The 23,770-nt window shown below is 32.4% G+C and carries 18 protein-coding genes, 1 riboswitch and 1 other annotated feature; of the genes, 1 reads left to right on the top strand and 17 read right to left on the bottom strand.

Annotated features, from left to right (window positions below; all coding sequences use genetic code 11):
• Positions 1-49 precede the first annotated feature (49 nt).
• From rpmI to P7F85_RS05635, 15 genes are all read right to left on the bottom strand, one after another.
• A complete protein-coding gene (gene rpmI, locus P7F85_RS05705) occupies positions 50-250 on the bottom strand; it encodes a 50S ribosomal protein L35 (RefSeq protein WP_002451769.1) in 201 nt (66 codons plus the stop codon).
• Between the two features lie 30 nt (positions 251-280).
• Positions 281-808: a translation initiation factor IF-3 gene (gene infC, locus P7F85_RS05700; RefSeq protein ID WP_002466019.1), complete on the bottom strand. Its 528-nt coding sequence runs from the start codon at positions 806-808 to the stop codon at positions 281-283.
• 27 nt (positions 809-835) lie between these two features.
• Positions 836-959, bottom strand: a sequence feature (ribosomal protein L20 leader region).
• Positions 960-1,020: 61 nt separating this feature from the next.
• Positions 1,021-2,517, bottom strand: coding sequence for an amino acid permease (locus P7F85_RS05695; protein ID WP_002466018.1), 1,497 nt, complete (start codon positions 2,515-2,517; stop codon positions 1,021-1,023).
• A 197-nt stretch (positions 2,518-2,714) separates the two neighbouring features.
• Positions 2,715-2,888: riboswitch (Lysine riboswitch) on the bottom strand.
• A 50-nt stretch (positions 2,889-2,938) separates the two neighbouring features.
• Positions 2,939-4,876: a threonine--tRNA ligase gene (thrS, locus tag P7F85_RS05690; RefSeq protein ID WP_019235947.1), complete on the bottom strand. Its 1,938-nt coding sequence runs from the start codon at positions 4,874-4,876 to the stop codon at positions 2,939-2,941.
• Between the two features lie 367 nt (positions 4,877-5,243).
• Complete coding sequence (gene dnaI, locus P7F85_RS05685) at positions 5,244-6,164, bottom strand: primosomal protein DnaI (protein ID WP_015364918.1); 921 nt, start codon at positions 6,162-6,164, stop codon at positions 5,244-5,246.
• The gene (locus P7F85_RS05680) at positions 6,165-7,547 is read right to left on the bottom strand and encodes a replication initiation and membrane attachment family protein (RefSeq protein WP_002466027.1); all 1,383 of its coding nucleotides are present in this window, start codon (positions 7,545-7,547) and stop codon (positions 6,165-6,167) included.
• On the bottom strand, positions 7,548-8,018 hold the full coding sequence (gene nrdR / locus P7F85_RS05675; protein ID WP_002451763.1) for a transcriptional regulator NrdR: 471 nt from the start codon (positions 8,016-8,018) through the stop codon (positions 7,548-7,550).
• 285 nt (positions 8,019-8,303) lie between these two features.
• On the bottom strand, positions 8,304-9,329 hold the full coding sequence (gene gap, locus P7F85_RS05670) for a type I glyceraldehyde-3-phosphate dehydrogenase (protein WP_002466024.1): 1,026 nt from the start codon (positions 9,327-9,329) through the stop codon (positions 8,304-8,306).
• A 259-nt stretch (positions 9,330-9,588) separates the two neighbouring features.
• A complete protein-coding gene (coaE, locus tag P7F85_RS05665) occupies positions 9,589-10,191 on the bottom strand; it encodes a dephospho-CoA kinase (RefSeq protein ID WP_002466017.1) in 603 nt (200 codons plus the stop codon).
• Between the two features lie 15 nt (positions 10,192-10,206).
• On the bottom strand, positions 10,207-11,079 hold the full coding sequence (gene mutM / locus P7F85_RS05660) for a bifunctional DNA-formamidopyrimidine glycosylase/DNA-(apurinic or apyrimidinic site) lyase (protein ID WP_002466023.1): 873 nt from the start codon (positions 11,077-11,079) through the stop codon (positions 10,207-10,209).
• Positions 11,080-11,093: 14 nt separating this feature from the next.
• Entirely contained in the window at positions 11,094-13,724 is a 2,631-nt protein-coding gene (gene polA / locus P7F85_RS05655; protein WP_015364917.1) for a DNA polymerase I, read from the bottom strand.
• Positions 13,725-13,877: 153 nt separating this feature from the next.
• Positions 13,878-15,572 carry a two-component system histidine kinase PnpS gene (gene pnpS, locus P7F85_RS05650; protein ID WP_015364916.1) on the bottom strand — a complete coding sequence of 565 codons (1,695 nt, stop codon included), beginning with the start codon at positions 15,570-15,572 and terminating at the stop codon, positions 13,878-13,880.
• A complete protein-coding gene (locus P7F85_RS05645; protein WP_002467392.1) occupies positions 15,572-16,282 on the bottom strand; it encodes a response regulator transcription factor in 711 nt (236 codons plus the stop codon). Before P7F85_RS05645 ends, pnpS begins: the two co-directional genes overlap by 1 nt.
• Before the next feature lie 261 nt (positions 16,283-16,543).
• Positions 16,544-17,812 (bottom strand): NADP-dependent isocitrate dehydrogenase, encoded by a 1,269-nt coding sequence (gene icd / locus P7F85_RS05640; RefSeq protein ID WP_002452219.1) that lies wholly within the window; start codon positions 17,810-17,812, stop codon positions 16,544-16,546.
• Between the two features lie 56 nt (positions 17,813-17,868).
• Entirely contained in the window at positions 17,869-18,987 is a 1,119-nt protein-coding gene (locus P7F85_RS05635; RefSeq protein ID WP_002467394.1) for a citrate synthase, read from the bottom strand.
• A 348-nt stretch (positions 18,988-19,335) separates the two neighbouring features.
• Between P7F85_RS05635 and P7F85_RS05630 the strand changes: the two genes are divergently transcribed.
• A complete protein-coding gene (locus tag P7F85_RS05630; RefSeq protein ID WP_015364915.1) occupies positions 19,336-20,694 on the top strand; it encodes an amino acid permease in 1,359 nt (452 codons plus the stop codon).
• A 272-nt stretch (positions 20,695-20,966) separates the two neighbouring features.
• Here the strand turns inward: P7F85_RS05630 and pyk are convergent, their stop codons facing one another.
• Together pyk and pfkA are read right to left on the bottom strand one after the other, a co-directional pair.
• Positions 20,967-22,724, bottom strand: a complete 1,758-nt coding sequence (gene pyk, locus P7F85_RS05625) for a pyruvate kinase (protein WP_002465449.1) — start codon at positions 22,722-22,724, stop codon at positions 20,967-20,969.
• Between the two features lie 19 nt (positions 22,725-22,743).
• Positions 22,744-23,712 carry a 6-phosphofructokinase gene (pfkA, locus tag P7F85_RS05620; protein ID WP_002465451.1) on the bottom strand — a complete coding sequence of 323 codons (969 nt, stop codon included), beginning with the start codon at positions 23,710-23,712 and terminating at the stop codon, positions 22,744-22,746.
• Between the last annotated feature and the right edge of the window lie 58 nt (positions 23,713-23,770).

Raw genomic sequence — 23,770 nt, 5'->3', positions numbered from 1 at the left:
TTCCTCCTTAGATACTATCTACGTAATTATTCTTTATTCGTTAGTCGTATTATTTTTTATAAGATAATAATTGTTTTACACGTTTCATATCGCTTTTAGAAACTAATCTACTTTTACGTAATTGACGTTTTTGTTTAGTGTTTTTGTTTGCAAATAAGTGAGATGTGAAAGCTCTTGAACGTTTTAATTGACCTGAACCAGTTCTTTTAACACGTTTCGCTGCTCCACGGTGAGTTTTCATTTTAGGCATGATTCATTTCCTCCTAGAAATTATTATTAATTATTTTTCATTAATTGGTGATAACATAAGGAACATTTGACGGCCTTCCATTTTAGGCTTTTGTTCGATTGTTGCAAGGTCTTTACATTCTTCAGCAAATTTTTCTAACTGGCGTTGACCAATTTCTTTGTGAGTAATGGCACGACCTCTGAAACGAATTGAAACTTTACATTTATCGCCTTTAGAAAGGAATTTACGTCCGTTTTTCAATTTTGTTTGGAAATCATGTTCCTCAATTGTTGGACTTAAACGAATTTCTTTAACGTTAATTGTTTTTTGTTTCTTCTTCATTTCTTTTTCTTTTTTCTGTTGTTCGAATTTGAATTTACCGTAATCCATAATTCTTGCAACAGGTGGTTTAGCATTTGGTGCTACGATTACTAAATCTAAATCAACACGTTCAGCCATTTCTAACGCTTCTTGTTTTGATTTAACACCTATTTGTTCACCATCTTGACCTACTAAACGAAGTTCTTTTGCACGAATTTTCTCATTAATTTGAGTCTGATCTTTTGCTATGGTTGACACCTCCCAGAATTTTACGAAATTGTCCCAAGCAAAAAAGAAGAGCGAGTATCACTACCCGCTCTTCTTCACACATTAATTGTGTAACATGATTAACCTGCCAACTGCTTGTTGCGTCGCTACAGGTGAGAAGCGGGAGCTTCTACTTGGTTCGTTTCGTATTCAACGTTATTAATCATATCAACAATAAATGTATTCGTCAACTACTTTTTTTATTAATCGTGATGTCTTACTTCTTCCATTGACACATCTTGACGTAAATCTACCTGTTCTAATGGGATTTTCTTTGTTTTATATCTTACTTTATGATAAATAAAGAATGCTAAGAATACTGGAATACCCATATAAGTAATAATAAATCTATTTAAATCAAAGTCTCCTGTTTTAATAAAATCGACATCTTGACCTAATATTACGATAATACATAAAAATCCAGCAAATATCGGGCCAAATGGGAATAATTTAGCCGTATATTTTAGTTTAGATTTATCATAATTTTGTTTATCAAATGCACGTCTAAATCTATAATGACTTACAGCTATACCGACCCAAGCAATGAATCCTGTCATACCACTAGCAGCTACGATATATTCATATGCATCACCACTAAAATGTTGTACTGCAAAAATCACTACAACAATAATTCCAGTTACAATTAATGATATGTGCGGCACACCATTTTTATTCGTTTTTGAAAATGAATTAAACGCTAGTTTATCTTTACTCATTGAATATAGCATTCTAGTAGATGCATACATTCCTGAATTACCTGCAGATAATACTGATGTTAAAATAACTGCATTCATAAATGATGCTGCAAATGCAAGTCCAGCATTCTTGAATACTAATGTAAATGGTGATGTAGAGATACTATTTTCTCCACCCATAAGTGCACTACTATCATAAGGTATTAACATACCAATGATGAATATAGCTAATATATAAAATAATAATATTCTCCAGAATACTTGTTTAATAGCTTTTGGAACGGCTCTTTCAGGATTTTCAGATTCCCCTGCTGTTATCCCTATCAATTCAGTACCTTGGAATGAGAAACCAGCAACTAGGAATACCCCTAATATTGAAAGTAAGCTCCCTCCTAAGTTGCCACCAAGGATTGGGCCGCTTCCTTTAGTAAACGTTTCAAAACCAACGAATTTACCGCCCATAATACCTACAATAGTTAATAAACCTATCACAATAAATATGATGACAGTAACAACTTTTATTAGTGCAAACCAATATTCACTCTCACCATATACTCGAACTGACAATGAGTTAAGTGCAAAGATAATTACTAAAAATATACAACTCCAGACCCAAGCAGGCACACTTTGCATTGGGGACCAATATTGTATGACTTGCGCGGCAATTGTTACATCTGCAGCTACAGTAATAACCCAGTTAAACCAATAATTCCATCCTAATGCAAATCCAAGTGATGGATCTACAAATCGTGTGGCGTAAGTACTAAATGATCCTGAAACTGGTAAATATGTGGCCATCTCGCCAAGTGATGTCATTAAGAAGAATACCATTGCTCCAATAATCGCATATGCAATCAAAGCACCTAATGCTCCAGCACTGTGAATGGCTCCACCCGAAGTCATAAATAGACCTGTACCAATACAACCACCAATGGCTATCATAGATATATGACGGTCTTTTAAACCTCTTTGTATACCTTCGTTTTGACTTTTGTTTTTACTCATAGAAGATTCCTTTCTTTGTATTTAGAGGCAGTTATGATTTTGTTTTATTATTTATTAAAGAAACAACACGTTAAGTTCTATATCTTCATTTATATGACTACACGATACCTCACTTAATCATGTTACTTTTATTTATAAATTTAAAACAAAAAAGTGGCTACATACCTTTAAGATATGCAACCACTTTGCTTTTATCTATATAAGGTAGCACATCACATTCTGTGACAGTACAGTTTCTTTCGAGAACTGTCCCAACAAATCATAATTATGGTTATCACTTGTTTCGGCAATATTACCTTTAACTTGTTCAACATACGTCCCATAAGACTTCTGACAAGCGACTCTTTAATATTGCAACCTCTAACTCAACTTTTTATTTAACTAACTTGTAATATACATGAACTGCGCTTAAATTTCAAGTTTATCTATGCTTTTTCAAACGGATTTCGTCTACTAAATTCCAGATGAATTCATCTTTTTCTAATGTCTCTTGGTCTTGTGAACCATACTTACGAACATTTACTTCATTGTTTTCTACTTCTTTATCTCCTACCACGATTTGGTATGGAATTTTTTGCATTTGAGCTTCACGGATTTTATAACCCATTTTTTCATTACGGTCATCGATTTCAACACGTACGCCTTGAGATTTCAATTCATCTTGTATTGATTTTGCATAGTCGTAATGTAAATCTAAATTAACTGGAATAATTTCTACTTGTTTCGGTGCTAACCAAGTTGGGAATGCACCTTTAGTTTCTTCAGTTAAGAATGCAACAAATCGTTCCATTGTAGATACAACTCCACGGTGTATCACTACTGGTCTATGGTGTTCTCCATCCTGACCAATATATGTCAGTTCAAAACGTTCTGGTAATAAGAAATCTAGTTGTGCTGTAGATAATGTTTCTTCTTTACCCATAGCTGTTTTAACTTGAACATCCAATTTAGGCCCATAAAATGCCGCTTCACCAATAGCTTCTTCGTATGATAATCCTAATTCATCAGCCGCTTCTTTAATCATGTTCTCAGCCTTATTCCACATTTCATCATCATCAAAATACTTTTCTTTATCTTCTGGGTCTCTATAACTTAATCTGAAACGGTAGTCTTCGAATCCAAAGTCTTTATATACATCTTGAATCATGTTAACTACACGTTTGAATTCTTCTTTAATTTGATCTGGTCTAACAAAGATATGTGAGTCATTTAAAGTCATACCTCTTACACGTTGTAGTCCTGATACAGCCCCACTAGCTTCGTATCTGTGCATAGTACCTAATTCGGCAATACGAATAGGTAATTCTCTATAAGAATGTGGTTTATTATTATAAACCATCATATGGTGTGGACAGTTCATTGGACGTAATACCATTTCCTCTGTCTCATCTAATTTCATTGGGGGGAACATATCCTCTTGATAGTGATCCCAATGTCCTGAAGTTTTATATAAATCAACATTTGCTAAAACTGGTGTATATACGTGGTCATATCCCATACTTACTTCTTTATCCACAATATAACGTTCAATTTCACGACGAATTGTAGCACCATTAGGTAACCATAGTGGTAAACCTGCACCAACAAGTTGACTATTAGCAAATAATTCTAAATCTTTACCGATTTTACGATGATCACGTTCCTTACGTTCTTCCAACATTTCTAAATGTGCTTTTAAATCTTTTTTATCAAAGAACGCAGTACCGTAAATACGTTGTAGCATTTTATTATTACTATCTCCACGCCAGTACGCGCCAGCTGTTGATAATAATTTAAATTCTTTTATTTTAGACGTAGATGGTACATGAACCCCTCTACATAAATCAGTAAATTCCCCTTGAGAATATAATGTCACATTTTCATCTTCAGGTATTGCATCAATTAATTCTAATTTGTATGGATCATCTTTGAAGAATGCTTTAGCTTCATCCCTAGTAACTACTTTTCTTTCGATTTTATGATTCTCATCAACAATTTTTTTCATTGTTTTTTCAATTTTTTCAAAGTCATCTGATGAAATTTTTTCTTCAGTATCAAAATCATAGTAGAAACCGCCTTCGATGACAGGACCTACACCAAATTTAACATCCCCGTATAAACGTTTTAATGCTTGAGCCATCAAATGTGCAGTTGAATGACGCAATACTTCTAATGCTTCATCACTACCTGGTGTAACGATTTCAATTTCACCATCTTCTTCTAACGGTCGTGTTAAATCTACCATTTGTCCATTAAATTTACCTGCAACTGCCTTTTTACGTAGCCCTGGACTAATTGATTGCGCTATATCTTCAGTAGTAGTGCCTTTATCAAATGCCTTTGAATTACCATCTGGAAATTGAATATTAATTTGATCCATACTATTACCTCCTAAATTATAAAAATCATATCGTTGACTTATTGAATAAAAATCAATGTAAAAGTGTAGAGAAAATAAAAAAATCCCGCCCCTGAATCAGGGACGAGATTGTCGTGGTACCACCCTAGTTAAGCGTTAAAACCTTACTCATTTAAAAATAAGTTATTTAACGACTTCTCTACATAAGATAACGGTCTTGAGCCGAGTATTCATTACAAATACCATGCATTAAAGTAGTAATAATTTAATATATTAACCGTATTCTCATCAATCAACGGCTTTCTGTGTAACAGTGATTAAATTATCATGTCTTCAACAGTTTCAACGATTTAGATTTGATTCTATTATACAACATTTTATGAAAATATCAATTGTTTCTAAAGTTTTCACCTTTCAAGAAATAAGGTGTGGATAATGTTTTAATGCGTTCAATAATTCTAGCCGCTTTTGTTTTTTCTGCGCCTTCACGTGTCATTGATAAATGATGTTCTAATTCATCATAACTTAAATTTGAAGTAAAGAAAGTGGGTAATTCATGAACCATTCTGTAATGCAATAAAGGCCCAATAACTTCATCTCTAACCCACGGCGTTACTTCTTCTGCACCGATATCATCTAACATTAATATGTTGGCTTCTCTAATTCTTTGTAGTTTTCTTTCGTAACTACCATCTTTAAACCCACCTTTTAGTGTACGAATGTATTCGGGAAGATAAACTATTGTAGATGGCACTTTTTTAGCTTTAAGTTGATTTGCTATAGCACCTAAAATAAATGACTTTCCAGTACCAAAAGGTCCATACAGATAAAGCCCTTTGACATTTTCACCATTAATTAACTTTTTGCATATATCATTAACTTGCATTGCAATATCCAAACGATTTCGTCCAGTAGTATAAATATCTTTAATTTTTGCATTTAAGGTATCTCTCTGCATATGATGTGATGTAATCAATTGAGAATTAAGTCTTTCTTCATCATATTTTACTTTACATGGACATGGCAAATAGCGAATTTTAATGCGTTCGTTTTCAATATATAATTCTGGCACATGACCTTTAACAAAGTTAGGACACTCATTATAATTATGCCCATCATAGTGCTTTTGTTGGTCTTTATATTCTTGTAGGACGTTTAAGTCTTCATCAATCATAGCATTGGTTAGTTCTGATTGGTGTTCATTTAAAAATTGCTTCACATCAGGATCATTTACAACCTGTTGACGTATTTTAGCAATTCTCTTTTCGAAATCTTTATTTGAACCTACAATATTCTTAAAGCTTTCCATCTAATCCTCCTCCCAATCTTTATTTAATTGTTCTAAGAATGCTTGTCTATCCTTTTCAAATTGATCGTCTTTTTCATCTTTTGAAAGTGCTGTAGCGTTTGGATTATCTCTTTCTTCTAACCATTTAGGCGTTTTCTCCCTAGAAACCAATTTACTTTTACGATTATAGCCTTGATATGATTGTGATTTATTCTCGTTTGATGGTTTAGGTTGATTAACTTTCAAGGCATATTCATAAGCTTGCTTAGCCGTTGTTATACCTTTCTTTTTCCAATTTGAAGCAATTTCAAAAATATAAGATTTGGGTAATTTCATATCTTCTTTAAGCATAACAAATTGTAATAAGATGTTAATAACACCGAAGTTCATTTTTTCTCTATGAATTAATTCTTCAATCATATTTTTTTGAGATAATGTTGGTTCTGATTCAGACCAAGATGCTAACATATCAATCGGACTCGTCTGTTCTAACAGTTGAAGCCATTGTTCCGTGTCATTTTCAGGATCAGGAATTTCATTATTTTGGGTCGAAATGTCACTGTGTTTAATGTTTTTATTCAATTCTAACTTAGGTAATTGATTTTCATGTTCTATTAAATAATAAGAACGTGCCTGTTTACGCATCTCTTCAAAAGATAATTGCTGCGCACTTGTAATTGAATTCAATATAATATGTTTCATCGCATCAGCCGTTAAACCATATAAAGTTGCGAGTTGAACAATTAGACTTTTAGCATCCTTTGTCACTATTTCATTTGAGATGAAATGGTTATGTAACATCTGTTTCAACATATCAAAATCAAAAGATTCATTAGATAAATCCAATCCTTGATATTCACTCGCTTTAGGTATATTTTGTGTATCGATATCTAATATTCTATTGGGTACTTTAAAGACATCTGTAAACTTTCTGGTTGTTTGCTGATACTGTGATAAATCTCTAAAAGTTTGTTCAAAATGTTTCTTTAGAACCTGATATCTTTTTTTATCAACTTCACTATATAAAAATACAGATAACATAGGATCATTGAAAAATTGAGATGGTGACGGAGGTTGAATCAATTGATATATAAAATGTGTTTGTTGTTCATCATGTTTTACAAATGATTTCATCAAACCAATGGCTTCTAATAAATCCATTTGATTTCTAAAGTCGATTAAATTTTCTTTAAGTTCATTCATAATGACATAATGGGTGAGTGGTTGCTCAACATCATTTGAAAATTGATGCATAAAGTGATATAAACCAATTGCTTGAGGCCCAATTAAAGGTGTAAACAGTCGATTTAATATTTCAAGATGCTGTGAATTTAAATAAAAATCTTGAATCACTTCAAAACTATCTTGTGGTCTTAAACCTAATTCAAAGGAATTTAACCCCATTTATAAATCACTCCGTTTATTATCATTCAGAATACCTTGCATTGAAGCTAACAGTTGGTCAATATCTTTAAACTCTTTATAAACAGAGGCAAAGCGAACATAAGAAACTTGATCTACATGCATTAATAAGTTCATTACATGTTCTCCAATTTCTCTAGATGAAATCTCAGTATGCCCCTCATCTCTTAATTGCCACTCCACTTTATTAGTTATATCCTCTAGTTGTTGATATCTCACTGGACGTTTTTCACATGATCTAACTAATCCATTCAAGATTTTTTCTCTTAAAAATTGTTCTCTAGTTCCATCCTTTTTCACTACTATTAATGGACTCACTTCTATATGTTCGAATGTTGTAAACCTTGTACCACAATTTTCACATTCTCTTCTTCGACGAATCGCGTTCGCATCTTCTGCATGACGTGAATCTACTACTCTTGAATGTGTTGAATTACATTTTGGGCATTTCATGATTGTCACCCTTTTCTATTTAGATTATTCTCAATTATACTATAAATTCACACGTTACAAAAGAAAGCACCTTTTAAATTATATGTCTAAAAGTGTAAACTAATTTATATCATTAAATATAACAACCTAAATAAAAAATGTGACATTTTCAAAAATGATGTTAAAGTCAACTTTTTTCTATTTAATTTCTAGATAACTTTGGCATCTACATTTTATTTTGAACAAAAAACTGCCAATCTAACCTTCATATTAAAGATTAGACTGACAGTCTCTTAAAAATTAATTTTACACAGCTTCTACTGTTTTATGAGATTCTATCAACTTACCAATTTGCTCTGCTACTTCAACAACTCTATTTGAATATCCCCATTCATTATCATACCAAGCGATTACTTTAACTTTATTATCGCCCATAACCATTGTTGATTGTGCATCAATTACTGCAGAATTAGGATTTGTATTAAAATCTACTGAAACAAGTGGTTCACTTTCTACATCCAATACACCATCTAAATTTGCATTTTTGAAAGCGTCATTAATTTGATCAGCTGTTACATTTTGTTCTAAATCTACTACTAAGTCTACAAGAGAAACGTTTTTAGTTGGTACTCTTAATGCCATTCCATGTAATTTACCTTCTACTTCAGGTAGCACTTCTTTTAATGCTTTAGCTGCGCCTGTAGATGTCGGAATAATACTTTCATTACATGAACGTGCTCTACGCAAATCTTTATGCGGATTATCAATATTCTTTTGGTCATTAGTAATTGCGTGTACTGTAGTCATCAGACCGTTCACGATACCAAATTCATCATTTAATACTTTTGCAACTGGGCCAATACAGTTAGTTGTACATGATGCATTACTGAAAATATCGAATTTATTAACATCTAATTTATCATCATTGACACCTTTCACAATCATTTGAACATGGCCACCTTTAGATGGACCTGTTAATAATACTTTTTTTGCACCTGCGTTGATATGTGCAATAGCTTTATCACCATGATTGAATTTACCAGTTGCTTCGATGACAACATCTATATCAAGTTCTTTCCAAGGTAAGTTTTCAGGATTTCTATCAGAAACTAATTTGATATCTTGGTTTTTATAACGAATGCCATTTTCAATGGCTTCTACCTTCTCATCGTACTTACCATGAGTTGTATCATAATTGATAAGATGTGCAATTGTTTCTGGAGGGTAACTTGCATTAATTGCCTTTACGCTTAAGTTTTCATTTTTCAATGCAATTCTTAATACCATTCTACCTATTCTACCCATACCGTTAATTGCTATATTCGTTGTCATTTAAAGCACCCCTTGACCATTAATTTATATGTTATACTTTATGGCATTAGTATAACATAATAAATTACATTTGAAAGCGTTTACCAAAACTTTACAAATACAAATTTTAATCAAACTTAATAAGAATTAGTTATTAAATAACAATGAATTTAAGATTATCAAAACTAAAAAAACAGAAAATTTCTAAAGTAAGTATTCACATAATAAAACCCTAAGGCATTTATTAATGTCTCAGGGTTAATAAAAATCTCTTTTTGAATTATTTCTCGATAAAACCTTTTTCACTAAGCAACCGTTCTAAATTTTGCTTTAGTTCTAGTTTATCTCCAAGATTATCAATCACATGATCTGCCATTCTACTTTTCTTATCAATAGATATTTGGCTATATACTCTTGCTTTTGCTTCCTCTTGAGTTAAATCATTTCTTTCCATTAAACGATCGATTTGAATACTTTCTGATGTGTAAACAAGCCATACTTCATCAACAGTATCTTGCAATTCATTTTCATATAAAAGAGGAATATCCATAATAACATTATGGCCTTCTTTTAAAAATTGTTGCTTCTTTTCTTCCATTATTTCTCTAACTATAGGATGGACTATTTCATTTAACTTAATACGTTCACCTGGATAATTAAATACTAAATCACCCATATATTTTCTGTCCATCTCACCATTTTCATCAATAGCTTCATCGCCAAAAACTTCTCTTACTTTCTCTATACCTGGTGTTCCTTTAGCAACTGCTTCTCTTGCAGCTGTATCAGCATCTACTACTTTAAAACCAAATGCAGTTAACAATTCAGATACAGTTGATTTACCTGATGCGATACCACCAGTAAGTCCTATTACTTTTGACATATTTTCACGCTTCCTTTATTTCTGACAAGTCGGGCAATAGTGACTATTTCTAGATGCGATGACTTGAGTTTCAATTGAGTGCCCACATACCTTGCAATATTTTTGTTTATATACATTCAGATGTAACTGCATTTCCCCTGTTTTACCATCAGCATGACGATAATCGGAAATGCTAGTTCCTCCGTATTTAATACCCTCATTTAATACAGATCGAACATGATAAAACACCATTTCTTTTTCTTGATTTGATAATTCTTGTGTTAGTCTATTAGGTAAAATACCTGCTCTAAATAGCGCTTCACATGCATAAATGTTTCCACAGCCAGATATAACTTTATGATCTAAAATCACTTGTTTAATCGGTTTTTTAGAATAATTCTTTTTATTCGTACAATCTAAAAAATGTTGCAGTGCTTCTTCGTCAAAGGGTTCCGGAGCTATGCTCAAAAATGAAGGATATGAATCAAAACTACTCACATTTCTAATTTCCCCAAAGCGACGAATATCTGAATAGATTAATTTTTTTCCATTATCTAATTCAAAAATAACTTGCCAATGTTTACGATAATTAGGCACATTAATCTCTTCTAAATGATTAACAACGAAGAAACCACCTGCCATACCTAAATGACTAATTAAAATACGTTGCTCTGCATCACGATTAATATAAAATACAATATATTTACTTCTTCGCTCTATTTGGTTAATTGTATAGCCTTCTGTTAAGCGTCGAAAACTTTCGAGTGTCATTCCTTTGATAATCGTCTCTCGTCCATCTTCTTTACCTTTTTTTACATTTTCAGAAAAAGTTATTTTATTAATAGTAGTATTTACGGCAAATGGTTCAATTCCTCTTTTAACATGTTCTACTTCTGGTAATTCCGGCATATTCAAACCTTCCTTTATTTTGCATCATACCACGTCGCACCGTAACTTGAGTCAACTTTTAGTGGCACATCTAATTTTAATGCAGACTCCATAATTTCTTCTACAAACTTACTAAACGATGCTACTTCATCTTTTGGAACTTCAAAGATTAATTCATCGTGAACTTGTAATAATAGTTTCGCGTGATAATCAGTATGTTGTACTTCCTTATTGAATTGCACCATAGCTAATTTGATAATATCTGCCGCACTACCTTGAATTGGCGTATTCATTGCCGTTCTTTCTGCAAAACTTCTTAAATTAAAATTACGACTAGTAATATCTGGAATATATCTACGACGATGTAATAATGTTTCTACAAAACCTTGTGCTTTAGCATCTTTCACAATATCTGACATATACTGTTTGACTCCTGGAAAACTATCTAAATAATCATCAATAAATGCTTTCGCCTTTTTACGTGTAATTCCTAAACTTTGGCTTAACCCATAATCACTAATGCCATACACAATTCCAAAGTTAACTGCTTTCGCTTGTCTACGCATTAAACTATCAACTTCATCCGCTTCCACATCGAAAACCTTCATTGCAGTCGCAGTATGAATGTCATGCCCATTAATAAATGCTTCTTTCATACTTTCATCTTGAGTAATATGAGCTAAAACCCGTAATTCAATTTGAGAATAATCGGCACTTAATATAACACTATCAGATGATGTAGGCTTAAATGCTTTTCTAATTTTCCTACCTTCTTCTAGACGAATAGGTATATTTTGTAAATTTGGATCAACACTTGATAAGCGACCAGTTTGCGCTAATGTTTGGTTAAAACGTGTGTGAATACGATGATCATCACTAATCACTTTTTGTAATCCTTCTACATAAGTAGATTGTAATTTTGATAATTGGCGATATTCTAGAATATAATCAATAATTGGGTGTTGGCCTTGTAACTGTTCCAATACATCGACAGCAGTAGAATAGCCCGTTTTTGTTTTTTTAATCACAGGTAATTCTAGTGTTTCAAACAACACTACGCCAAGTTGTTTTGGAGAATTGATGTTAAATTCTTCACCGGCAGCTTCGTGAATATTTTTAATTAAAACATCTAGCTTTTCTTGTATCTCTTTCTCCATTTGTTGTAAATCTTTAACATCAGTAAAGATTCCAATCTCTTCCATCTCACTTAATATTTCAGCTAACGGTAGTTCTAAATCTGCTAATAATGATTCTTGGTTATATTCTTTCAACTGTTTTTGCATTTCAGCTTTTGATTCACTTACCGCTTCAATTATTGATGCAACATGCTTATTTAAGATCTCATCTTCTGGTACATGATGCTTTTTACCCTTACCATAAATAGTCACGTTATCTTGCACATAATGTTGTCCATATAAAGAAACAACTGAATTCACATCGTCAATCGTTCTTGATGGATCGATGATATAACTAGACAACATCACATCAAACTGGATGTTTTGAATATCGATATCTAGTCTATGTGAAACAACATAAGTTTTCTTAGCATCATAAACAGTTTTGGCTGTATTGGGGTTTTCTAACCAATTGACTAAATCTGAAAATTGCTTAATCTCATCTGCATTAATTACAACATGATGTTCCCCAGTATAAAGTCCAAATTTTAATATATTGTCTTTTAAATAATTACTATCTTCTAGTTCAAAATGAATGGTTGCCTCATCTAAATCTGAAAAATTAATGTGATCAAAATTCGACTCAACTTCAAAAGTTTTATCTTTTTGTTCTTGTGTTGCCTCTACTGAATCTATTTCTGCTAATAGCTGATTAAACTCTAATTTTTTAAAGAGCTCAATTTTTTCAGTTTCATCTAAGTGCTCATCCATTTTAGTATCTTCTAATTTAACTTCGATTGGACTTTCAACATTAATAGTAGCTAAATCTTTACTCATTAAAGCATCATCTTTACTATTTTCAAGCTTTTCTTTAAGCTTTTTACCTGAAACACTTTCTATATTGTCATAGACACCTTCTACAGTATTGAATTGATTTAGTAATTTAATCGCTGTTTTTTCACCTACGCCAGCTACACCTGGTATATTATCAGAAGTATCACCCATTAACCCTTTCATATCAATAATTTGATTTGGTGTTAATCCATTATATTTTTCTGCGATAAATTCAGGTGTATAATGATCAACATCTGTTACACCTTTTTTAGTATAGTAAATTGTGACATGATCCGTAGCGAGTTGCGTTAAATCTCTATCACCTGTAATAATGATAGTTTCAAACCCAGCTTTGTCCGCTTCTCTACTCAAAGTACCAATTATATCATCTGCTTCATAATTCTCTAATTCATATCTTTTTATGTGATATGCATCTAATAATTGACGAATATATGGAAATTGTTCACTTAATTCAGGTGGTGTCTTTTGTCTGCCACCTTTATATTCACTATATTTAGAATGTCTGAAAGTTGTTTTACCTGCATCAAACGCCACTAAAAAGTGATTAGGTTGTTCTTCTTTAAGAATTTTTTCTAGTAACATCGCAAAGCCATATACTGCATTTGTATGTATGCCTGCCTTATTTGAAAGTAATGGCAAAGCATAGAATGCTCTAAAACTTAAACTATTACCATCAATTAATACTAATTTATTCACGTTATAAACCTCCAGCACATATTTAAATATATTTTAGCATAAACAATGTATGGTCATTAAACATAAAGTACCATTGCCTCACAATTCATATAACTAAAATAAGAACCACATACCTATATGAATTCAATCAATAGGGTGTGGTTCTTAATATTTTTAATCTTCATCAATAAACGTCACTTTAAAGGTCGAACCTTCATTTAAGCGACTAACTACACTAATTCTTCCATTATGTGCTTCAACAATGTGCTTAGTGATTGATAATCCTAACCCAGTACCTCCAGAATCTCTACTTCGTGCTTTATCAACTCGATAAAATCTTTCGAAAATATGTTTCTGTTCCTCAGCACTAATCCCTATACCGAAGTCTTGAATTTCTAAGTTTACTTTTTTACCTTCACGATACACACTTACTATGACTTTATTATCATTGGTTGAATAATTGATAGCATTTGACAATAAATTCGTAATAACTTGAGCAATTTTATTTTCATTTGCTTTGAAAATAACGTCCTGTTCAATATTAGATTCAATTGTTATATTTTTATTCTGAGCTTGATTTTGTAAATTATCTATCGTTGTATAAGCTAATTCTGATAAATTCATATAACTCGTTGTAATTTCATTTTGTTGTTCAATATGGGATAAATCTAGTAAATCCATCACAAGTGATTCAATTCTGTTTGATTCTTTCAAGATGATATTCAAGAACATATTAAGCGAATCTTCATCATTTTTCGCACCTTCAATTAACGTTTCAGCGAATCCTTTAATTGAAGTAATTGGTGTTTTAAGTTCATGAGATACATTTGCTACAAATTCTCGACGTAGATTTTCTAACTTTTGCAAATTAGTAATATCATGTAATACAACAACCATACCTTGTAGCTTTTTCTTTGATTTAGAAAGAATTGGTACACATGATACATCAAAATATTTTGTGTGAACATTATTAATATCTACTTCAATCTGTTCATAAATCACTTTCTCAGTTCTAAAACTTTCCATGATTAATTTTTCGATTTTATCATTTATAAAACCAATATAACTTTTATTTTCCACACTTTGATCCGGACTAAATACTTCATAGTATGCCGAGTTTGCCACGACAATTTCACCATGCTTATCAATCATTAGCACTGAACTAGGTATATTTTCCAATGTCGTTTTCAATCTATTAGATTGAATTTTTTGTCTGTTATTTAATTTTTGTAGACGTCTAGCAAGCTCATTGGTTGTTACAAACAAAGCCTTAGTCTCTTTGACATTACTTTCAGGTACACGAACATGATAATAACCATCTGCTAGTAATGACGTAGCATATGTCACTTCATTTATAGGTCGAATATATGTACGGTTGATACTTCTACTAGCTAGATAAACTGTGATTAATACAATCACACCTACAATTGATAGATACTTCCACATTTCTTTTTGCAGGTCTAATATTTCATCATTAATACCACTTATGTAAACAGTTTTATCATCAATTTGACTTTTGAAAGTATACTTCAAACCAAGTTTTGTATTTTTATGAATTAACTGTGAAGGATTAGCTTCGTTATCTATGCGTTTATCTATTTTTTCTTTTTTATTTGTCGTAAATATCACTTTATCATTTTTTTTGATAACGATGATATTTTCTTGATTATTTGCAATATTTTTAATTTCACTTTTTTTATTATCATTATATAAACTAACATAGTTACGTGCTTCTTTTTCGAGTTCTTTAGTTTGATTTTGAGTTAATGTTTGATAAATCATGTTGTGGACAATAGCACCTAAACCTATAAAACTAATAATCGTAATGGTACTAATTAATATTAAAAGACGATGGTGAAATTTCAACATTAACTTTTAGGACGCTCCAATTTATAGCCTAATCCTCTTACAGTTTTAATCAATTTAGGTTGTTTAGGGTTTTCTTCTAATTTGTCTCTCAAATGGCTAATATGGACATCAACGATACGAGAATCACCAGCGAACTCATAATTCCATACAGAATTCAACATATGTTCTCTTGTAATGACACGACCTTGTCGTTCAATAAGATAAAGTAATAATTCAAATTCCTTTGGTGTGAGTTCTAATAACTCATCATCTTTATATACTTCGAAAAATTCAGGACGAATGCGAATTGAATCAATAATAATATCCTCATCATCCGTCTCATTATGCTCGACTTCATTTACAAATTGTGAACGTCTTAATATTGCTTTAACTCTTGCCACGACTTCTCTAGGTGAGAAAGGTTTAGTCATATAGTCATCAGCACCCAGTTCCAAACCTAATACTCTATCAAATTCATCATCTTTAGCAGTTAGCATAAGAATAGGTACTAAATTTTTATCAGATCTAATTGTTTTACAAACTTCAATACCATCTTTTTTCGGTAACATGACGTCTAATACAATTAAATCTGGTTGAGACGATTCAACCTTTTGTAGTGCTTCTTCACCGTCATAGGCTACTTCTACTATGTATCCAGCTGTTTCTAAATTATATTTAAGTAACGTAACGATCGATTGTTCATCGTCAACGACTAATACTTTTTGTGACATGATGTGCCTCCCCCATTTAAATTACATGTTTATTATAACTGATGTTTAAATACAAATAACATACCTACACATCAAATTTACATAAACTTAACAATCCATTTAATATGCTACTTATATTAAGGTAACATTGGATTAATATTGTCATTTCATTAATTAAACTATCATTTTTTTATAAAAAATGATATTAAAACACTAGGAATTTACAAAAACTTAATAAAAAAACGGATTGGTTTCCCAATCCGTTTACTTTAATAACATCTATTATTTTAAGTTTTTGATTAATTCGTCAGCAAACTCAGAAGTTGATACTTCAGTCGCACCATCCATTAGACGAGCGAAGTCATAAGTAACAATTTTAGAAGCAATTGTTGCTTCAATAGAGTCTGTAATTTTATCAGCAGCTTCTTGCCATCCTAAATGTTCTAACATTAATACTGAACTTAATAGTTCAGAAGATGGATTTACTTTGTTTAAACCAGCATATTTAGGCGCTGTTCCGTGAGTAGCTTCAAAGATAGCATGACCTGTTTCGTAGTTGATATTTGCACCTGGTGCAATACCAATTCCTCCAACTTGGGCAGCTAACGCATCTGAAATATAGTCACCATTTAAATTCATTGTAGCAACAACTTCATGTTCAGATGGACGAGTTAAGATTTGTTGTAAGAAGATATCAGCGATTGAGTCTTTAACAATAATTTTACCTTCTTGTTCAGCTTTTGATTGAGCTTCATTCGCAGCATCTTTACCTTCTTTTTCTACAATTTCATCATATTGTTGCCAAGTGAATACTTGATCAGCAAATTCATTATGAGCTAAATCGTAACCCCATTGTTTAAATGAACCTTCAGTAAATTTCATAATGTTACCTTTGTGAACTAAAGTTACTGCTTTACGATTGTTATCGATTGCGTATTGGATAGCAGCTCTAACCAATCTTTCAGTACCTTCTTTAGAAACTGGTTTAATACCAATACCTGAAGTTTCAGGGAATCGAATATTAGTTGCTCCCATTTCATCTTGTAAGAAATCTATCACTTTTTTAACTTCAGGCGTACCTTCTTTGAATTCAATACCTGCATAGATATCTTCAGTATTTTCACGGAAAATAACCATATCTACGTCTTGAGGACGTTTAACTGGTGACGGTACACCTTGGAACCAACGTACAGGACGTAAGCAAGTGAATAAATCTAATTCTTGTCTTAATGCTACATTTAATGAACGAATACCGCCACCAATTGGTGTAGTTAATGGCCCTTTAACAGCAATTAGATATTCTTTAATTGTGTCTAAAGTTTCTTGTGGTAACCATTCACCAGTATTGTCATATGCTTTTTGTCCAGCTAAAACTTCTTTCCATTCGATACGTTTTTCACCATTATAAGCTTTTTCAACTGCAGCATCGATAACACGACTTGCTGCTTTCCAAATATCTGGTCCAATTCCGTCACCGATAATGAAAGGAATGATTGGTTCGTTTGGTACATTTAATCCATCTTTAGTTTGAGTAATTTTTTCTGCTGTCATAAAATTTGACCTCCAAGTAATTTGTTTAAATTCACCTAATACTATAGATGATTTGATTATCTTTCTTCAATAGGAACATATTTACGATTCGTTTCACCAATGTAGTTTGCTCTTGGACGCATGATTCTATTATCTCTGTATTGTTCAAGAATGTGTGCAATCCAACCAGATGTACGACTTACTGCGAAGATTGGTGTAAATAAATCATGTGGAATATCCATACTGTGATAAACAGTCGCACTAAAGAAATCAACGTTAGGAATTAATCCTTTTTCTTCTTTCATACGTTTTTCAATAGCTAATGACATCTCATATAATTCACTTTGTCCAGTTTCTTCAGTAATTTTTCTACTCATCTCTCGTAAATATTTAGCACGAGGGTCGCCTTCTTTATATACACGGTGACCGAAGCCCATAATTTTCTCTTTATTTGCTATTTTTTCGTCTAAATAGTTATCTACATTATCTAATGAACCTACTTCAGATAACATAGCCATAACGCGTTCATTAGCACCACCATGTAAAGGCCCTTTTAATGAACCAACAGCAGCTACAATACCTGAATACATATCAGATAAAGAAGATACTGCACAACGAGCTGTGAATGCTGATGCATTTAATTCGTGATCAGCATGTAAGATTAATGCTTTGTTAAATGCTTCTTCTTCAATATCAGTAGGTAATTCACCTTTTAACATGTATAAGAAGTTTCCAGCATAGCTTAAATCTGAATTTGGTTTTAATGGTTCTTTACCTTCACGTACACGTGAAAATGCTGTTACTAATGATGCGATTTTTGCTTGAATACGAATTGCTCTTTCATATTTCTTTTCATCTGCTTCATCTTCAGCGTCTGGATCAAAATGAGCAATGTATGATACTGAAGTACGTAATGCAGTCATTGGATGTACTTTGTCAGTTACATACTCTTCAAAATGTTTATACACTCTAGGATTAAGTGTCATATACTCATATAATTTTGATTTAAGTTCTTGTAATTCGTCTTTAGTTGGCAATCTATAGTTCCATAATAAAAAGATGATTTCTTCAAATTGGGCATTTTCTGCAAGATCGTCAATATCATATCCTGCGTATGTTAATTGACTATCGATGATTGAGCTGATTTTAGTTTCAGCTGCAATTACCCCTTCCAAACCTCTTTGTAATTCTGCCATGATAAATTTCCCCTTTACTATTTCTTTATGAAATGGCTTTCAACTAGTATTATAGCTAATTATTAAGTTTTTGTGAAACAAAATAAATTACTATATATATGTAAGTTTGGTATTGATTCATATATAACTTAAATGTTAAAAATGTTCTAAGTACCATGAAACCAACATTTTGGCCTTTTAAATTATTTTGAAAATTAAATTGAATACAAAGTTTTTATTTGGTTATCATGCTTGATTATAAATTGCTAATTATCTCGAAGTGTATTTTAACACTTTTTTAATAAATAAATTGTATAAAAAGCGATTTAAGTGCATAATATAATTATCTAAAAGTAAGGGAGAGGTCTTATGGCTGATAATCTACAAAGAGAATTGAGCAATCGCCATGTGCAATTAATTGCCATTGGAGGCGCTATTGGGACAGGATTATTCCTGGGCGCTGGACAAACGATTGCCATGACGGGTCCCTCAATACTACTCACGTACATTTTTATTGGATTCATGCTATTCATGTTTATGCGTGGATTAGGCGAAATTATTATTCAAAACACAAATTTCAAATCTTTTGCGGACGTAACTAATACATATATAGGTCCATTTGCAGGATTTGTTACTGGGTGGACATATTGGTTATGTTGGATAATAACTGGTATGGCAGAGGTTACCGCAGTAGCTAAATATGTTAGTTTCTGGTTCCCACATATACCTAACTGGATTAGCGCATTATTCTGTGTACTTATTTTAATGTCATTTAACTTGTTAAGTGCTAAGTTATTTGGAGAATTAGAGTTTTGGTTCTCGATTGTTAAAATTGTAACCATTATAGGGTTAATAATCGTTGGTGCTATTATGATTTTATTTGCATACAAAACACAATTTGGACATGCAAGTTTAACTAATCTATATAACCACGGTATATTCCCTAAAGGTGCATCAGGTTTCTTCATGTCATTCCAAATGGCAGTGTTCTCGTTCGTTGGTATCGAAATGATTGGTGTAACTGCCGGTGAAACAAAGGATCCTGAGTCAACTATTCCTAAGGCAATTAACAGCGTACCAATTCGAATTTTAATTTTTTACGTCGGTGCCCTAGCAGTGATCATGTCAATCATTCCTTGGGATAAAGTCGACCCAGATAATAGTCCATTTGTTAAATTATTTACACTTATTGGTATTCCATTTGCAGCTGGTTTAATCAACTTTGTTGTATTAACTGCTGCAGCATCATCATGTAATAGTGGTATTTTCTCAAACAGTAGAATGTTGTTCGGATTATCTGATAATAAACAGGCACCACCTGCATTTAGCAAGACAAACAAAAACGGTGTGCCACATGTAGCAATTATTGGATCTTCTGCATTACTATTAATTGCAGCATTATTGAATTACATTTTCCCAGATGCAACATTGGTGTTCACATATGTAACAACATTATCTACAGTATTGTTCCTAATCGTATGGGCGTTAATTATCATTGCTTATATTAATTACAGTAGTAAAAATCCAGAATTACACAAGGCGTCTACATATAAATTACCTGGTGGTAAATATATGGGCTACGTCATCTTATTATTCTTTATCTTAGTATTCGGTTTACTATTTGTTAATGAAACAACTAGACGCGCAATTTATTTAACACCTTTATGGTTTGTATTATTAGGATTAATGTATTGGAGATATAAAAAAGCAAGTACAGAATCTAAATAACGTTAAACTTTAAACAAGTAAATAATTAGCCAGTAAATGATTTATCATCAAATCATTTACTGGCTTTTTTTATTTAATATCACACACTTACATACAATCTAAATTTTTCTTCCATAGCCCCACCATACATATTTATCTCATTTAGATATTAGAAAAGTGAACTGATTTTATGACAAACTGGTTAAATAGCAAAATCACCACTTCCAAACAATTATATTTGGAAGTGGTGATTCTAATTTCATCATCAATCTATTTAATTAATGTGTTAATGATTAAAGTACGTTAGCATATCCTTCGAATACTTTACCATTTGCTGCATCTACAGTAACTAACATATCGTCTTTAATTTCTTTAGTAGCATTTTCAACACCCACTACTGTTGGTATACCTTTTTCTAAACCAACAATAGCACTTGGAGATGTAATACCATTTTCTTCAGTAATTAAACCAATAGCTTGATCTACGTATGGTACTAATGTTTCATCTACTGAGTTAGTAACGATAATTTTATCACTTAGATCAACGCCTTTTAAATCACTTGCAGAATCAGCGACAACAGCAGTACCTACTACTGAACCACGACCTACACCTTGACCTTTAGCAATTTCGTCTCCAACTAAGTGGATTTTCATCATATTTGTTGTACCTTTTTCACCTGTTGGTACACCTGCAGTAATGATGATTAAATCACCATTTTGAACTCTTTCAGTTTCAACAGCAGTTGCTACTGCATTATTTAATAATGCATCAGTATTTTTACGTCCTTCTTTAACTACTGGATAAACACCCCATACAATAGCACATTGACGTGCAGTTTTTTCACTTGGTGTTACAGCAATAATATCTGAATGTGGACGGTATTTAGAAATTGTACGCGCTGTTGAACCACTTTCTGTTGCTGCTACAATCGCTTTAACATTTAAGTTTAAAGCTGTATGTGCCACTGAGATACCAATTGCATTCACTAATGATGTTTCAACTAATTTAGTTCTGTCAGATAGTAATTTTTTATAATCTTGAGCAGCTTCAGCAGATACTGCAATGTTTCTCATTGTTTTAACTGCTTCTTCTGGATATAAACCAGCAGCTGTTTCACCAGATAACATTACTGCATCTGTACCATCATAGATTGCGTTAGCCACGTCACTCGCTTCTGCACGAGTTGCACGTGGATTACGTTGCATGGAATCAAGCATTTGTGTAGCTGTGATAACTGGTTTACCTAATTTATTACATTTTCTAATTAAGTCTTTTTGAACCATTGGTACTTTTTCAGGTGGAATTTCAACACCCATATCACCACGAGCTACCATTAAACCATCAGAAACTTCAAGAATTTCTTCGATATTATCGATACCTTCTTGGTTTTCAATTTTAGGGAAAATAGTAATATTTGCTTTTTCTTGTTCTAAGATTTCACGAATATCTAAAACGTCACTTGGACGACGAACGAAGCTTGCTGCGATGAAATCTACATCTTCTTTGATACCAAATCTAATGTCGTCTGCATCTTTGTCAGTAATACCTGGTAAGTTTACTTTTACACCTGGTAAGTTAACACCTTTTTTATTTTTTAATTCACCACTATTTAAGATGTCACATTTAACTTCACCTTTATCATGGTCAATGTCTTTAACTTGTAATTCAACTAAACCATCATCTAATAAAATATATGAACCTACTTGAACATCGTTAATTAAGTTGTCGTAAGTTACAGAGAATTTCTCTGGAGTACCTTCAACTTCTGTCATGCTTACAATAACTTCTTTACCTTTTTCTAATTCGATGATGCCATCTTTCATGTTATGTGTACGAATTTCTGGTCCTTTTGTATCTAAAAGGATAGCTACTGTTTTATTTAAACGTTTAGCAACTTTACGAATTGTATCAATTCTACCTTTATGTTCTTCATGGCTTCCGTGTGAAAAGTTCAAACGTGCCACGTTCATACCAGCATTCATTAATTTTTCAAGCATTTCTTCTGATTCTGAAGCTGGCCCAATAGTACATACAATTTTAGTCTTTCTCATTTTAAAATCCTCCTGAAATTTATATAGATAACTCTTTAGCTAGTTGATAAATTTGTTGATCAAACTTATGAGTTGAATGACCAAATATTTCATCGAATGGTGTCGCTGTTAATTGGTTATGTTTAATACCAACACCTTTGGCAGTTTCACCTTTCTTTAATAATTCAACGGCATGACCACCTAATCTAGATGCTAAAACACGGTCAGCTCCTGAAGGGCTACCTCCACGTTGAATGTGTCCTAATACTGATACTCTTGTATCAATATTAATATATTTACTTAATTCATCAGCACATTCTTGACCGCTCATACATCCTTCAGCAACCATAACGATTGAATGTTTTTTACCACGTTTGATACCTTGCTCAATTTTTTCAGCTACTTCTTTAATATCTGTATCAACTTCTGGTACGACAATCGTTTCAGCTCCTACAGATAAGCCTGCCCATAGTGCTAAGTCACCACAATCACGACCCATTACTTCAACGATAAATGTTCTAGCATGACTTGATGCTGTATCACGAATTTTATCGACTGAATCAATGATCGTATTAAGTGCTGTATCGAATCCAATCGTAAAATCAGTACCGTTAATATCATTATCAATTGTACCAGGAATACCAATGGTTTGTATTTCTTTACACTCTTCACTTATACGTTGAGCGCCACGGTAACTGCCATCCCCGCCAATGACTACTAAGCCTTCAATTTCTCTTTTACGTAGATTGTTAATAGCAACTTTACGTACTTCTTCTTCTTTAAATTCAGGACATCTTGCTGAGAATAAGAATGTCCCACCACGTTGGATAGTATCTCCAACTGATCCTAATTCAAGTTTATGAATATCATCTTCTACTAATCCTTGATAACCGTGATATACACCATAAACTTCAATATTATTGTAAATTGCTGTACGTACAACTGCTCTAACGGCAGCATTCATCCCCGGTGAATCTCCACCGCTAGTCAAAACTGCAATTTTCTTCATGACGACATACCTTTCTATAACTAGATTTATCTTCAACTCTAAATTACCACAAATTTTT

This window comes from Staphylococcus sp. aM (genome assembly GCF_052975125.1).
This window is presented reverse-complemented; position numbering and strand designations above follow the sequence as displayed.

Coding starts and splice junctions, on each gene's coding strand:
- rpmI (WP_002451769.1), bottom strand. CDS start 250: ATGCCTAAAATGAAAACTCACCGTGGAGCAGCGAAACGTGTTAAAAGA.
- P7F85_RS05695 (WP_002466018.1), bottom strand. CDS start 2,517: ATGAGTAAAAACAAAAGTCAAAACGAAGGTATACAAAGAGGTTTAAAA.
- thrS (WP_019235947.1), bottom strand. CDS start 4,876: ATGGATCAAATTAATATTCAATTTCCAGATGGTAATTCAAAGGCATTT.
- dnaI (WP_015364918.1), bottom strand. CDS start 6,164: ATGGAAAGCTTTAAGAATATTGTAGGTTCAAATAAAGATTTCGAAAAG.
- P7F85_RS05680 (WP_002466027.1), bottom strand. CDS start 7,547: ATGGGGTTAAATTCCTTTGAATTAGGTTTAAGACCACAAGATAGTTTT.
- nrdR (WP_002451763.1), bottom strand. CDS start 8,018: ATGAAATGCCCAAAATGTAATTCAACACATTCAAGAGTAGTAGATTCA.
- gap (WP_002466024.1), bottom strand. CDS start 9,329: ATGACAACGAATATAGCAATTAACGGTATGGGTAGAATAGGTAGAATG.
- coaE (WP_002466017.1), bottom strand. CDS start 10,191: ATGTCAAAAGTAATAGGACTTACTGGTGGTATCGCATCAGGTAAATCA.
- mutM (WP_002466023.1), bottom strand. CDS start 11,079: ATGCCGGAATTACCAGAAGTAGAACATGTTAAAAGAGGAATTGAACCA.
- pnpS (WP_015364916.1), bottom strand. CDS start 15,572: ATGTTGAAATTTCACCATCGTCTTTTAATATTAATTAGTACCATTACG.
- P7F85_RS05645 (WP_002467392.1), bottom strand. CDS start 16,282: ATGTCACAAAAAGTATTAGTCGTTGACGATGAACAATCGATCGTTACG.
- icd (WP_002452219.1), bottom strand. CDS start 17,812: ATGACAGCAGAAAAAATTACTCAAACTAAAGATGGATTAAATGTACCA.
- P7F85_RS05635 (WP_002467394.1), bottom strand. CDS start 18,987: ATGGCAGAATTACAAAGAGGTTTGGAAGGGGTAATTGCAGCTGAAACT.
- P7F85_RS05630 (WP_015364915.1), top strand. CDS start 19,336: ATGGCTGATAATCTACAAAGAGAATTGAGCAATCGCCATGTGCAATTA.
- pyk (WP_002465449.1), bottom strand. CDS start 22,724: ATGAGAAAGACTAAAATTGTATGTACTATTGGGCCAGCTTCAGAATCA.
- pfkA (WP_002465451.1), bottom strand. CDS start 23,712: ATGAAGAAAATTGCAGTTTTGACTAGCGGTGGAGATTCACCGGGGATG.